At 56.0% G+C, this 14,458-nt stretch carries 13 protein-coding genes; all 13 read right to left on the reverse strand.

The genetic code is table 11. From position 1 onward, the window contains the following. Positions 1-11: 11 nt before the first annotated feature. Positions 12-872, reverse strand: coding sequence for a glycosyltransferase family 2 protein (locus AC13EY_RS13375; protein WP_482877364.1), 861 nt, complete (start codon positions 870-872; stop codon positions 12-14). A gap of 2 nt (positions 873-874) precedes the next feature. Then, a complete protein-coding gene (locus AC13EY_RS13380; protein ID WP_482877365.1) occupies positions 875-2,017 on the reverse strand; it encodes a glycosyltransferase in 1,143 nt (380 codons plus the stop codon). A gap of 78 nt (positions 2,018-2,095) precedes the next feature. Further along, positions 2,096-4,039, reverse strand: a complete 1,944-nt coding sequence (locus tag AC13EY_RS13385) for an acyltransferase family protein (RefSeq protein WP_482877367.1) — start codon at positions 4,037-4,039, stop codon at positions 2,096-2,098. Between the two features lie 36 nt (positions 4,040-4,075). Continuing rightward, complete coding sequence (locus AC13EY_RS13390; protein WP_482877369.1) at positions 4,076-4,729, reverse strand: acyltransferase; 654 nt, start codon at positions 4,727-4,729, stop codon at positions 4,076-4,078. A gap of 5 nt (positions 4,730-4,734) precedes the next feature. Beyond that, positions 4,735-5,655 (reverse strand): glycosyltransferase family 2 protein, encoded by a 921-nt coding sequence (locus tag AC13EY_RS13395; RefSeq protein WP_482877371.1) that lies wholly within the window; start codon positions 5,653-5,655, stop codon positions 4,735-4,737. Then, on the reverse strand, positions 5,652-7,394 hold the full coding sequence (locus tag AC13EY_RS13400) for a carbamoyltransferase family protein (protein WP_482877373.1): 1,743 nt from the start codon (positions 7,392-7,394) through the stop codon (positions 5,652-5,654). The genes AC13EY_RS13395 and AC13EY_RS13400 overlap by 4 nt, the downstream gene beginning before the upstream one ends. 33 nt (positions 7,395-7,427) lie before the next feature. Further along, a complete protein-coding gene (locus tag AC13EY_RS13405) occupies positions 7,428-8,849 on the reverse strand; it encodes a lipopolysaccharide kinase InaA family protein (protein ID WP_233049136.1) in 1,422 nt (473 codons plus the stop codon). Continuing rightward, positions 8,846-9,622 carry a lipopolysaccharide kinase InaA family protein gene (locus tag AC13EY_RS13410; RefSeq protein WP_233049135.1) on the reverse strand — a complete coding sequence of 259 codons (777 nt, stop codon included), beginning with the start codon at positions 9,620-9,622 and terminating at the stop codon, positions 8,846-8,848. The genes AC13EY_RS13405 and AC13EY_RS13410 overlap by 4 nt, the downstream gene beginning before the upstream one ends. Beyond that, entirely contained in the window at positions 9,619-10,365 is a 747-nt protein-coding gene (locus AC13EY_RS13415) for a lipopolysaccharide kinase InaA family protein (RefSeq protein ID WP_482877375.1), read from the reverse strand. Before AC13EY_RS13415 ends, AC13EY_RS13410 begins: the two co-directional genes overlap by 4 nt. Beyond that, positions 10,362-11,183 (reverse strand): lipopolysaccharide core heptose(I) kinase RfaP, encoded by an 822-nt coding sequence (gene rfaP, locus AC13EY_RS13420; protein WP_269687883.1) that lies wholly within the window; start codon positions 11,181-11,183, stop codon positions 10,362-10,364. Before rfaP ends, AC13EY_RS13415 begins: the two co-directional genes overlap by 4 nt. Further along, a complete protein-coding gene (locus AC13EY_RS13425) occupies positions 11,180-12,301 on the reverse strand; it encodes a glycosyltransferase family 4 protein (RefSeq protein ID WP_482877377.1) in 1,122 nt (373 codons plus the stop codon). Before AC13EY_RS13425 ends, rfaP begins: the two co-directional genes overlap by 4 nt. Then, positions 12,301-13,362 (reverse strand): lipopolysaccharide heptosyltransferase I, encoded by a 1,062-nt coding sequence (gene waaC, locus AC13EY_RS13430; RefSeq protein WP_269687885.1) that lies wholly within the window; start codon positions 13,360-13,362, stop codon positions 12,301-12,303. The genes AC13EY_RS13425 and waaC overlap by 1 nt, the downstream gene beginning before the upstream one ends. Positions 13,363-13,367: 5 nt before the next feature. Beyond that, positions 13,368-14,414 (reverse strand): lipopolysaccharide heptosyltransferase II, encoded by a 1,047-nt coding sequence (gene waaF, locus AC13EY_RS13435; RefSeq protein ID WP_335600130.1) that lies wholly within the window; start codon positions 14,412-14,414, stop codon positions 13,368-13,370. Positions 14,415-14,458: the final 44 nt, after the last annotated feature.

Genomic DNA, 14,458 nt, shown 5'->3' on the forward strand with positions numbered 1-14,458 from the left:
GGTAGCATCCTTCAAGAAAGATAAATACGGGCAATACCCCTGAGAATCCGCGTATCCCAACTGCTCAGGGGGATTTTTTGGAGGATCTCACGGGCAAGCGGCTTGTCCATCTTTGCCGCCTTTAGAAACATGGACTTACGGTGCAGCAGGCATACTTTCTCGAAATCCTTATGCCCCGAAAAAAGCGAATATACCTTAATCACTTCGTCAAGCATGAAGCGGATATTAGCGTGCATATTCTGGGAGTGCGTACGATAATATGCCATTTCTTCCGCCAACACATCAACCACATACCCTGCCTGACAGACTTTAAGCATCATTGTGAGGTCTTCAATTCGCAGATTTTCATCATAGCCGCCAACCTCAATAGCGGCGTCACGTCTGATAAGAAATGTCGGCGCAGGCGCGCCCGGCATAACTCCATTAAAGAGTCGATTAAAATCTAGGCGTCGAGCAGGGCGAATACGCCGTTTTTTCTCTATTACTTTTCCAAGCTGGTCAATAGGTATAATATTTCCACCACATATAGCCACTTCAGGATGTGCCTGCATGTGCGCAACCTGAAGCGCTATTCGATTTGGCAACATAATGTCATCAGAAGCAAATGGCGCAAAGTATTCCCCATCGATTTCCCCCAACGCAAAATTTAGCGTTGGCAATAGCCCTCTATTAGATTGCAAGCGCAAATCAAAACCATACTCCTTAGCCATTCTTTCCAGAATCATAGGAGAGTCGTCGGTAGAACCATCATCAATAACCAGAATTTTAATATTAGGGTACGTTTGCTCAAGAATACTACGAACACAGCCCTCTACAAAACGAGCATGATTATAGCTAGGCACAACAACATTAACCAAAGGCAGCTCGCTCATTCCTATTTTTTCCCGGAGGCCTGGATCATTTCTAGAATCAGATTTCGATAATTAAAGCGAAAGTCCTCAATACCGTGCATTCGGCACAAATAATCGTGCCCAGCTTTCCCCATGGCTTCACGTTGCTCAGGCGCCTTTCGTATCAACTCCAAAAGTTTTCCAGCCAGGTCAACGGAGTCCCCAGCCTTAAACTGCAGACCACCGCAATCTTCAAGGATGGCGGTGAGACTGTCTATGTCAGAACCTATGACAGGCCTGCCCCCAGCTAATGCTTCAAGCAGAGCAAGAGGAAGCCCCTCACTGAAAGACGGCATAGCAAAAATATCAAAAGCCTTAACATACTTCAGTGCATCATCTCGAGCACCGAGCAAGATGACGCGTTGTTGCAAACCATGCTCACGCACCAGCGCCTCCAACTCAACCCGCGTCCGCCCTTCGCCAATAATTGCAACTAGCGTGTCCGGATAGTCTTCCGCAATACGGGAAAAAGCACTAATCAAAGTAGCATGCCCTTTCACTGGTACAAGCCGGCCAATACTCCCGATGATCAATCTTCCCTCAGGTAGAGCCAATGCAGCTCGCGCGTCCTGAGCAGACAACATTATGGACTTCGCCCTATTTATATCAATGGCGTTATTAATGGTAACCGTGTTCTGCTCGCTGAATGCGTGCACTGTTCTCTGTAAATAGCTGGTCACAGCCCTTGAAACGCCCACTATTTTCCAGCGCCGTGAGATTAAAACAGCCGCCTCAACCCTACGAAAAAGCCGATCATAATCGCCAATTCCATGCTGCACGCCAACAAAGACCATGGACCTGAACAGCTGTGAGAGCCACATCATCATACTGATCGGTTTAAATCGATGTGCAATAACAGCATCAAAGCCGTTTGCGCGTAAAAAGCGATAAAGCCGAAATACGATCAACCAGCGCCGAAAGCCTTTAAGATCACTTGGCCCACACTCGAAATAATGAGAGTGTTGCGCTTTACTAGCAGGCATACCAGAAGCAGGCTTTCCGCGAAGAAACAACGTCGTAACTTCTATGCCTTGCGCCATCAACCCAACAACAAGCTGCTCAGCCAAGTCTGACTCGTTCACGTTGTAACGCAACTGCACCTGTAAAACTTTTTTGCCTATAGACATGCAGCTACTACCTCTCAATCTCTAATACCGGCATTATGACCAACACACCTTCCCCGATCACTATTGCCCGACCAGCGTCTAGTTAAAAAGCTGCACAAAAAGGGGCACAAGTAAGCGATTGCCAAATTCACTTAGATGATCCTCATCTCTGTACACTGGGCGCCCTTCGTAACCACCATAACAGTTCTCTCCGTCACAAAGATAAGGCCTTGGGTCCAGAATCTTTATGCCACATCGCTTGGCGGCTTCATCCTGCAACTCCATCACGAATGCATGACGGCGCTGATAATCTTCTAAGGGTAGTGTGGGGTTTCGCATCTCACCAAAAAGCATTCCACGACCAACCAGAGTGGGTACATCAACTGGCATTTCAGGAATAGGCCTGACGACGTAAACCGGTCGGTACTCAGCCAGAGAACACAAGGTATTCACATACTGCGTTGAAAACTCTTGCAAAAGCTCCGCAGTAAACTCGGATTGGTCCTGCTCGAAAAAGAATTTTGGCCGCTCCTCGGCACTCACTTGACCTGCATTCACAAACTCCGAGGTACGTCCAAAGATAATGGCGGGAACCCCAAGAGTAAGCTCCGAATGCTCTTCATATAGTCGCTCGTTCAAGGCATTGCAGTGTGAAAGGTCATTGGTAAATTTCATCCCAAAGACGATCAAGCAGCCGCTCCCACCGCGAAACAACACACTACCGCCGTCGTCAGGCAAGGCCTCCACTACCGCTGTAACAGCCGCATCCGCATGACTATCCCCCATCACGATCGCACGTAGTGATTTACCTTCATCCCCGTAAATACAATACGCTTCTGCATTTAGACACTCATACATTCGCGGGTTATGGTTTTGTCGCTCCGCCTCTATTACTGCTACCTCTGGGGGAAGTCTATTAGGGAAGCCGGAATCTCTGACTATCTGTGCCAAAGCTGCCGTGGCTATTAGGCTCGCCAGCACAGCTGTCACTGATACTTTTTTCGAAAAAGATACAAGTCGCTTCTGCGCTGGGAGCTCCACGCAAACATAAGAAACGTGCCCCAGAATTAACGACAGGACAATTGCGCTAATAACCCAATACCACTCCGACAGCGCTCCAGCGTAGGTCAGCGCTACAACCAGCGGCCAATGCCATAGATAAATAGAGTACGAACGGGAGCCTAACCACTGAGCCACATCGCTGCCCGTAAGGTAAGAGCTAGGCCTGTTCGCAAGAAGTACAAGCATACTGCCTGCGACCGGCAGCGTAGCTCGCCAGCCAGGCCAAAGGGTCTGTTTCTGGAATATAACGAAGGCAGCAACTATTAAAGCAAAGCCGGCCCATTCAAGCACCCTCGAGTTTCGCACTGAAAAGCCTCTCTCCTGAGCCGAGAAAACCAGAGCACCGGCAAGCATTTCCCAAGCGCGGGACTGAAGTGTGTAGAAGCCTGCAGCAGGCTGCTGCTCGGTTATCCATACACACCAAAGGAACGATATAGCAAAAAAGGAGAGCAACACAGGCAGCAAAGAACGATGCGCACCGAACAACCTGGCAGCGCCAGCAATGAATAGAGGAAAAATCAGATAAAACTGCCACTCGACAGACAGCGACCAAGTATGCAGCAACCACTTTTCCTGAGCAGCAATATCAAAGTAACCACTCTCTTTCAAATACTTTAAATTTGAAGTAAATGTCAGGCTTTCACGAACATGCTTCCCTAGCAGCTGATACTCCTCCGGCATAAGCAAGAACCAGCCGAACACCAGACAAGTGATACATAAAAAAATCAAAGCCGGAAAAATGCGGCGCGCCCTAGCGAGATAGAACCCGCCAATAGAGAATTTTTCCTGCTTAACTCCTTTATAGATGATCCCGCACATCAAGTATCCGGAAATCACAAAAAAAACGTCGACCCCGGCATAGCCGCCAGAAATACCGGGTACCATGAAGTGATAAAGAACGACTGCAACGACAGCCCATGCTCTAAGGCCATTTATGTCGCGCCGAAACTCATGATCGCCAGTGCCGCTAGCTGTAACCATCCCAAACCTTATACAAGAAGATTGATAACAAAAAAATCAAAGAAGATCTCTGTCCCAGCATATTCCGCGACGGATTACACGTGCAGGCACCCCAGCAAGAATACTGTTTTTCTCGTCAAACGCCCCAGCCACTAGTGAGCAAGCTCCGACCACACACCCAGTAGGTATATTGGATCCTTTGAGCACCTGAACAGCCCTGCCGATCCATACATGATCACCAACGACCACGCTTGCTGCTCGATTAATTCTTTCCCCAGTGTCGAGATCGAGGATCGAATGCTTGTCACCTGTACGGATTATAATATCGGTAGAGAGCATACAATCGTTACCAATATTAATACTTGCAGCTTCATCCACCAGTAGGTACGCGCCTTCCACCGTAGTACCATAACCCAGACAAATATTCTGATTTTCTGTCTGCATCAAGTACAGCTTGCCCGATTTAAAGCGAACATCAGAACCGACATTTATAACATTGTTTTTACCATATAGTCGGATCTCACAATTAGTTATATTAGCGCCATCCCCAATAATCAGACGATTGCCTTTGCCACGCACTTTAATGGTAGTTTTTTTAAGTGCCGAGCGCGCTGAATCACTGACAACCACACTATTATCGGCCTCGATGTGCCATCGATTACGATAAAACAGGTCGCGCAACCTCCAATAAATCTGCTTGAAAAGACGCATACCTGTTACTGCCTCCGCAACCATAGCCGCAACGCTTTGCGGCTATATGACACGCGAAATATCACGCGCCAGTCAGCCTTCAATGCCTGCAAGAACCACTCCTTCGCAAGCTCGTATTCGCCCGCCAACCAGGCACTCCGAAACAGTGACAGGCAACGCTGAACAAAGAACGCCCGACGCAATGACTGAAATTGACCAGGTAAGCGGTGCGGAGCAAAAACCTCATCTACGAGTTTCAGGCCACCAGCTTTTGCATGGGAGAACTGATGACGCAAGCTATCTGCATGCTTATGAATCAACGCCAGCGGCTCATCCAACACCGAACAGGGATAGCTCGCCAGCACTTGAGTGAAGACGGGAATATCCTCTGCACTGCGAAAGGCTTCTGGGTAGTTTCCACGAATGAATACGTCACGATGCATCACGCAAGCACCATTTGACAGCGCAAGCGTTTTATCCAGAAGGTAAGCCCGTACCCTGGCCAAAGGGTCGTCAGGCATACTCCCCGGAGTATGAGCACTACGCCTGCCATTGGGGCTCACCGAAACATGCCCTCCGGCAACAAATCTAGTCTCGGAATTAGCATCCAGATGCTGACGGATATGCTCAATGGCACCATCTGCCATCTCATCATCAGCATCAAGAAAAATCAGCCAATCGCCGCGAGCTATTTCGATGCCTCGATTACGCACGGAGGCAAGACCGCCATTTATCTTACGCTCAGCTGCAATTTTTTCGGGATACTTTTGCTGCAGGTCCGAGATTACCTGCGGTGTATTGTCGGTGGAGCCGTCGTCAATGATGATCAGCTCACAATCATCAGACAATTGCGGCACTACGGACTCGACTGTACGCGGAAGTGTCTGCGCGTAGTTATAGGCAGGAATAACGATACTTATCAGCACACCCGTCGCTGTCTCGGTCACTGCCCCCTCCCCTTTACTACAAGCACATCTTCCATAATCAAAAACTGCAGATCCGACCCGAAGAACATGTTCAACGCATCGGTCGGTGAGCAAACCATTGGCTCACCACGGCGGTTAAGCGAGGTATTGAGCACCACACCGTTGCCGGTCATGGCTTCCAGTTCCTTCATCAGATCGTAGTAACGCGGGTTGTATTCGCGCTTGAGTACCTGGGCACGCGCTGTACCGTCCTCGTGCACAACCTCCGGTACACGCTCGGCCCAGCCTTCCTTGACGTCGAAGGTGAACGTCATGAAGGGCGACGGGTGATCAACGCTGAGCATCTGCGGGGCAACGGTATCCAGCATTGAGGGGCAGAACGGGCGCCAGCGCTCGCGGAACTTGATCTGCTCGTTGATGCGATCGGCTACGCCTGCAACACTCGGGCAACCGATAATCGAACGACCGCCCAGCGCCCGCGGCCCAAACTCCATGCGACCCTGGAACCAGGCGACCGGGTTACCTTCAACCAGCACCTTGGCGATTTCCTGCGGGACATCGTCGATCTTTTGCCATTGGGGCTTGTCAGGATGACGGGCGCAGGCAGCAATGATGTCTTCGTTACTGTATGAAGGGCCCAGGTAGACGTGCTCCATCTTCTCGACCGGCACGCCGTTTTTGACCGAGATAAAAGCAGCAGCCCCCACAGCGGTGCCGGCGTCACCGGAGGCGGGCTGAACGAACAGCTCCTTGACATCCGGCCGCGCGATGATGCGCTGGTTAAGCTTGACGTTCAGCGCACAACCACCGGCAAAGGCAAGTCGGCCGGTTTCCTTCAGAATATCGCCGAGATAGAAGTCGATCATCTCCAGCGCCAATTTTTCGAACAGCGCCTGCATCGCAGCCGCGTAATGAATGTAGGGATCGTCGGCGATATCGCCCTCACGCTTGGGCCCCAGCCATTCGATCAGTTTGGGCGAGAAGTAGTAGCCCTTGCCTTTTTCCTTGTAGCGGCGGAAGCCGATCACGTTGGCGTAATCGGTGTTGATGATCAGCTCGCCATTTTCAAACTTGGCCAGACGGGAAAAATCGTACTTGGCGGCGTCACCATAGGGCGCCATACCCATGACCTTGAACTCGCCGTCGAGCATTTCGAAGCCGAGGTATTCGGTAATTGCGCCGTACAGACCGCCCAGCGAATCCGGATCGTAGAACTCCTTGATCTTGTGGATCTTGCCGTTTTCGCCCCAGCCAAAGAAAGTGGTGGCGTACTCACCCTTGCCGTCAATGCCGAGAATCGCAGTCTTTTCGCTAAAGCCAGAACAGTGATAGGCACTGGATGCATGCGCGAGGTGATGCTCCACCGGCTCCAGACGCACCTTTTTGGCCTCAAAGCCCAGCTGTTCGAGGCACCAGAGAATCTTCTTGCGATAGCGCTTGAAGCGGCGATTGCCGGTCAGCAGCGCGTCCAGTGATCGATCAGGGGCATACCAGTAACGCTTGGCGTAGTGCCAGCGCGCCTTGCTGCTAAACAGACTGATGGGAGCAAACGGAATGCAGACAACGTCAACATCCGCAGGCGTGATGCCGGCCTGCTCAAGACAGAACTTCGCCGACTCGTAGGGCATCCGGTTCTTGGCGTGCTTGTCACGCACAAATCGCTCTTCTTCGACGGCGGCGATCAGTTTACCGTCAATATAAAGGGCCGCAGAAGGGTCATGGCTCAGGGCGCCAGACAGGCCAAGTACAGTAAATCCCACGGGAATCCTCTTTTTTCGAAGTCCAAAATTAGGTTAAAAACGCGGCATGCGCTCTTCCAGCCAGCATGCAAGCGGGCTTGCAGCAGGCCAGTTACGGATAAACCGTTGTCGATCCTTCTGCCATGCACGCTGCCAGCCAGCATTACGTGTGTGCGCCTGCATCGCGTCCAGATCGATCAAAATCACCCTTCCATCCAGCCACAGCAGATTCGTTGCCTTGAAATCTCCGTGACTGATTCTGGCCTCGACCAGTTGAGCAAAAAGCTTAAGCAGTGCTGTCGCGGTAGCATCGTCTGGCAACCTCTGACCATCTTCGCCGAGATGGCGCAGCAGGTCGACCCCGTAACAGTATTCAGTTATCAGCCACGACCGTCGTCGCAGCGGCCCGAAACGCTGCTCCATCATGGCCAGCGGTGCCGGCGTGGGGATGCCGAGAAACTGCAGCCGATGGGCGGCGAGCCAGGAGTGCCAGGCGCGGCTTGGTCGCCAGAAGCGGGTCAGCCAGTGACCGAACCCCTTGATGTTATAGCGCTTGATAACCACCGACTTTCCATCAGCGACAGCGCAGCCAACCGTACTGCTTCCACCGTCCTTGAGCAGCGTTTGGCCGGCCAACGCGTCATCTGGCGCAGCGAGCAGCGATGCCAGACGTTGATACTCGGTGCGCACAACTGCGGCAAACCGCGTCCAGCTACGTTTAACCGAGAACTGGGTGCAATCACGCAGAGTCTTGCCGAGAAAGTCATCAAGCCGGCGCTGGCGCACGCGCTTGATCTGTGCTGCCAGCCGGTCGGGGTTGAGCGCCAGCGGGCTGTGCTGCAGGTAGCCGATCAGCAGCAGCTCGCAGAGCTCATCCCACTCAGGATCAAGCTGGGCAAAGAAGATCGCCAGGTTGTCTTCTGCCTGTGCCGGAGCAAGCGGTGCGCCCGGATTCAGGGTTTCGACTGCATCGCCATCAATAACGTACAGCTGCGTCTCGTGAAGCAGGAAGTTGCCCAGATGCAGGTCGGTCTGTACCAGACCACGTTGGTGCATGGTGCCAATCAGGCTGAGAGCTTGACCAAGCAGAGTGAGCGCGTCAGCGTCGCCCGGCTGCCGGGCGGGCAGCGCTTCCCAGCGTTGCTGCAGGGTTTCAGCACCATCCAGGTAGGCGCTCAGCAAATAGCGACCGCCCCCGTCAATCTCGCCCTCGCCTACCAGCTCAGGCGTAGCAACGCCCTGCGCTTGCAGCGCCCGAATACCGGACGCCTCGCGCGCGCAATGACGCTCGGCACCGGCAGCAATAAACAGCTTGAGCAACCGCTCCGAGCCGGCAATTTCAACCTGAGCGACCAGTCGCTTACCGGGCAATACGCGCAACCAGCGGAGCACCCTCGCCTCGCCTTCAGACAGCGGCAAGACAAGCGACAGAGGCGGTTCGCGACCAGCGCCGCGCAGATCGGTTGTCAGGCTCATCGATTCATTCTCTTTCCTGCCGTACGACGAGCCAATGCACGGACAAAGGCCCGTGCTTCTGCGTCAAGGCGGGGCTTGCCCAGATAGGCAAGAACAAAACGCAGGCGCTGAGTTCGACTTGGCACCAGACTGCGCCGATGCAGGGTTTCCAGATCCCGAATCAGGTCACGTTGACCGAATATGGCCCGTCGGGTTTTTTCCAGATCGATAAAACGCGCGCCGGCACCGTCGCCATGCAACTTGAGAAATACGTGTTTCGGATACAGGCAGTTATGAATACGATCCGCATTATGCAGAGCGCGCACCAACGCAGCTGCGGACAGTATCAAGGTACGCAGCTCACTGACTGACAACTGACTCCAGCGCTCAAACCACTCGTCCAGCGGCGCATAGTCGTCCAGGGCCCGCGTCAGCAGCACGGCCTGGGCATGACCGCGCTCTCTGCGCTGACCGAAGAAAGCAGCGTCCAGCGCGGGGATACCCTGTCTGGCATAGGCCTGAATAGCCCGAAACTCACGGGCAAAGGTTGGCTCCCCCAGGGGGCTGTTAAGGGTACGGGTGCAATGGTTGTCCTGTCGCTTGAGATAAAAGCGCTGCACCTGACCGTTGGCATCGTCCAACTCCAGACGACAGACGCTGCTCCAGCCACCGCGCCCCGTATTCGGTGCGTCAACGGCGTCAACCTGGAGCGCCCAAAGCGCCTCGAAGCTGTCGAGACCATGCCGGGACAATACATCCCGTGCGTTAACTGCAATGAAGGGAGTACGCGTCATTCTCGGCCCTTGAAGAAGTTCAGGATCGCGCGCAGTTGTTTGCGATCCATACGGTCCAGACGTTGCTTGCCCAGATACAGTTTGAAAAACGCCAGCCGCTGGCTGCGGCTGAGGTGATGCTTGGCAATCTTGTCGAGGCACGCCAAGTCCTTGATAACCCGATAGCGCAGCATGGGGCCCCACCAGAAGCTGCCGCCGGGACAATCAATGAAGTAGACATTGCCAAGCGCCCGGTTGTCGACCAGCAGGTTACGCCACTTCAGATCGTTATGGGTAAAGCCCTGATCGTGCATCATTCGGGTCGCCCAGGCGATTTGGCGCGAGACGTGCGCAACCCATGCGCCATCGCGCAAACGCGCATCACGCTGCGATGCAATACGCGCCAGATCAGAGGTATCAGGCAACTCCTCGGTAATCAGTGCGCCGCGCACGAATGCGCCGCGGCGGCGTTCTTGCCCGAATCCGACGACTGTTGCAGACGGAATCCCCCAGGCGTGGAAATTCAGCAGGTTTTCCCACTCCGCCCGAATTCGCGGACGGCCAACGTAGCGGCGCAGGTTCTTGCCCGCGCCCGTGTAACGTTTGACGTAGTAATACCGGTCGGCAACCCAGACCCGGTGCACAGTACTGAGTGGGTCCTGGGTGATCTTTTCGCCTTCAAGCGCAAACACCGTATCCAGATCGGCGAACAGCCGACCGCTCTCCCCGGTGGCGTACTCGGGGTTCAGGGTCCAGCGCTTCATTCATCGGCCCCCGGCGCATACTTGCGCTCGAAACGGGCCTGCAGCTTCTGCGCCTTGCGCTCCAGCAGCGCCAGCAACGGGGCTTCCAAGCGCAGGGTTTCACGCAGCGGGGTGGCAAAATAGGCGCGCAAAAAACGCAGTTTGTCGCGTTGGGTCAGGCCGATCTCGAGCGCCGAGAAATACAGCCCCGCCAGATCCTTGTCGCGCCAGCGCCGGGGCACGGTCGGACGAATCTGTGCGCGGTGCAGATCGATGATCGACAGTTTGAAGTCGTGCGCGGTCATCGGCCTGTCGGTATGCAGCAGGAAGTGGCAAATGTAGCAATCGCGGTGATTGACGCCGGCGCGGTGCATTGCAGCGGTCATCTCGGCGACACGACGAATCAGCGCCCATTTGATGCCCGGAGCCGGCGGCTTATGCAGCCAGTCACGACTGTAATCCTCAAGACTGATGGTCGGCGCCAGCTCTTCGGTAATGATGAACGAGTGCTGTGCAGCAGGGTTGCTGCCCCGCTCACCAAAGGCTACCGCCGTCATGGTATTGATGCCGGCAGCGGTCAGTGCCTGAATCGCCTGCCACTCCTGCCCTGCGCCCAGCACCGGGCGCTTGAGGGTCGACCAGTTCTTGAAAATCTCGCCCCACCCGACGCCACGATGAATCTTGACGAAATAACCCTTGCCATTGACTTCCGTGCGCAGCGTGCGGCGTGCTTCAAGTTCGCGAAATACCTCGCCTTGCAGCGCTTCCACCGCATCGAAGGCGTCGCGATTGGCCCACAGACTGAGGAAAGGCTCGCGCAGAATCAGGGTATTGCTCACGCGCCAGCTCCCAGGATCACATCCGCAGCACGCTCAGGCAGGCTGTAGAGATCGGCCTGATCGGCAAACCGCAGGGCATTGGCTTTCCACTCCTTGCGCAAGACTGAGTTGCTCAGCATGTCGCTCAACATCTGGTCGAGCTGACTCTGCTTGAATGGCGACGGCACAACCAGGCCACAGTCTGCCTCGCTGATGTAATGGGCGTAACCGCACACATCCGTCACCAGCACCGGCAGACCCGCCACCAGCGATTCAAGCAGCACAGTGCCGGTGTTTTCGTTGTAGGCGGGATGAATCAGCAAATCGGCGCCCAGCAAAAAGCGCGGTACATCGCTGCGCCCCTTCATGAAGATCACCCGGTCATCCACCGCCAGCGAGCGCGCGATGCGCTGGAAGGTGCCGGGATCATCCTGACCGATCACCATCAGCCTAGTGCGCTTGCGCAGGTCAGCTGGCAGCGCCGCGAGTGCGCGAATGGAGCGGTCCACACCCTTGGTGATAAACCCGGAGCCGATCTGCACCAGCAGCAGTTCGTCGTCCGCCAGACCGAACTCAGCACGGAAGTCGGCGCGAATCTCGGCCGCGTTGGCCGGTGCCCGACGATCCGGTGCGATGCCCGGCGGCAGCAGATGGAAGCGATCCAGCGGGGTTTTATAGTGTTTGGTAAACAGCGGCTGCTGTACCTCGGAGATCATCAGAATCTGCGTCTTGCCAGCAGGCGAGAATACCGCCCGCTCGTACTCGGCAAAGTGGCGGTAACGGCTGGAGATGCGATACAGCGGGTTGCGCAGGGTCTGCGCCTTGTCTTCGAAGCAGGGATCGGCAGCATAGTAAACATCCAGCCCCGGCATCTTGTTGAAGCCAACCACCCGGTCGACCGGGCGTTTGACCAGGTCGGCCTCGACCCAGGCGGTGAATTTCTCGTTACGGCGATGATTGCTCAGGGCCTTGACGGGGGCAACCAGCACTTCAAACCCCTCGGGAATATCGCCTTCCCAGATCAGGGTATAGACACGAATGCTGTGTCCGCGCTCCTGACAAACCTTGGCGATGCGCATGAAGTCACGCTGCAAACCGCCAAAGGGAAAATACTTGTAAAGCACAAAAGCCAGCTGCATCAGACGATTCTCTTGTTGGACAGCAGCGGTTGCAGGTGCTGCATGACCCTCTCGGGGTCAAGTCGAGTAAAGCACAGAGGTTGCTCGCGGGTCAGATCGAACCGGCGGGCATCCTCAGGGGTCGGCTTATAGGTACATTGCTTGCGCAGACAGGGCGCGCAGGCAAAATCGCTGGCCAGATGCTGCTGTGCACGACCGTAGGCGCCGGTGAAGCCCGGATTGGTTGGCCCGAACAGCGACAGGGTCGGCACATCCAGCGCCGCTGCCAGATGGCCGAGCCCGGTATCGACTGCGACACAGGCGCTGGCACCGGCCAGCTGCCGGGCAACATCACGCAACGGCAAACGGGGCAATACCAGCGCGCCTTCCAGCCCTTCAGCGATGCGCAGCGCACGGGCCTGCTCATCGAGGCTCCCCCACGGCAGGCGCACATCAACACCGCTGGCAACCAACCGCTCGGCCAGTTGCCGCCAATAGAGCTCGGGCCAGTGCTTGGTCACCCAGGTGGTGCCATGCAACAGCACCACATAAGGCGTGCTGGCCGATTCGGCGCCCAATGCCGCGCGGTCCAGGCCGTAATCCCCCAGCCCTTCCTCCAGCGTGTAGCCAAGCGCCTGGGCAAACAGCTGGCGAGTACGCTCCACCGCGTGCTGGCCCCAGGGTACCGGCAGCCGACGTTGATAGAAGCGTGCGGCCAGCGGCTCACGGGCCGAGTCCCGATCCAGCCCCACCACCTCGGCGCGGGCATAGCGGGTCAGCCAGGCGCTCTTGAGCAGGCCCTGTGCATCGATCACCAAATCATAGTCAGTCTCGCGCAGACGGCGCTTGAAGGCACCCCACTCACCGCTGCGCACTGCCTGAAACGGCTTCTTGCGCCAACGACGAATGGCCACCGGAATCACGGCCTCCACGGCCGGATGCCAGGACGGAATTTCGGCAAAGCCCTCTTCCACCACCCAGTCAAAACGGATGCCTGGGATAGCGCGCGCAGCATCGGTCAATGCCGGGAGGGTATGAATGACATCCCCGAGCGAGGACGTCTTGATCAGCAGCACCCGCATCAGGATCAGCTGTCCTGCGGGTCGGGCAGCAGATCGCCTACCAGCCGATCCAGCGCTGCGTCCACCTGGGCAGGTGCCAGATCACGCAGACAGTTGTAATGACCAAACCGGCAGGTCCGATCAAAGCAGGGGCTGCAATCCAGACCCAGCCGCACCATTTCCACCTGGTCAGCCAGCGGCGGCGTAAAACCGGGCGAGGTCGAGCCGTAGACCGCCACCAGCGGGCGATTCAGCGCCGCAGCCACATGCATCAGCCCCGAGTCATTGCTGACCACCGCGTCAGCGCACGACAGCAGGTCAATCGCCTGGGCCAGACTGGTATCGCCACACAGGTTGGTCGACTCTTCACGCAACCCCGGAATCAGCCGGCCACGGATCTGTTCGGCCACCGCGTGGTCGTTCTTCGAGCCGAACAGCCACACCTGCCAGCCCTGACGAATGCGCGCCTCGGCGACAGCAGCATAATGCTCCGAAGGCCAGCGCTTGGCCTCGCCAAATTCGGCCCCCGGACACAGCGCCAGCACCGGACGATCACGCTCTAGGCCAAAATGCGCCAAGGCCGCATCGCGCGATGCCGGATCAATCTGCAGTGACGGGCGTGGGTAGGGTTTCGGCAGCTCGGTGCCCGGCTCATAGGCCAGCGCCATAAAGCGCTCGATCATCAGCGGGTAGGCGTCCTTGTCCAGCTTGCGTACGTCGTTGAGCAGACCGTAGCGCATCTCGCCGCGCCAACCGGTGCGCAGCGGAATGTCGGCAAAGAACGGAACCAGCGCTGACTTGAGGGAGTTGGGCAGCAGAATCGCCTGCTCGTACTGACCGGCCAGACTGCGACCAATGCGCCGCCGGGTAGCAAGCTCCAGCGCGCCATGACCGAGCGGAAAGCTCAGCGCGCTGCGCACTTCCGGCATGCGCTCGAGAATCGGCCGGCTCCAGTCAGGCGCCAGCACATCGATCATGCAGCCGTCACCATGGCGTTGCTTCAGACAGGTGAACAGCGTCTGCGCCATCACCATGTCGCCAACCCAGCTGGGACCGATAATCAGGATGTTCATAAGCTTCGAGCTTCAAGCCTCAAGCAACAAACCCCAAGCGGCGC

The organism is Halopseudomonas sp. L-58 (genome assembly GCF_056859475.1).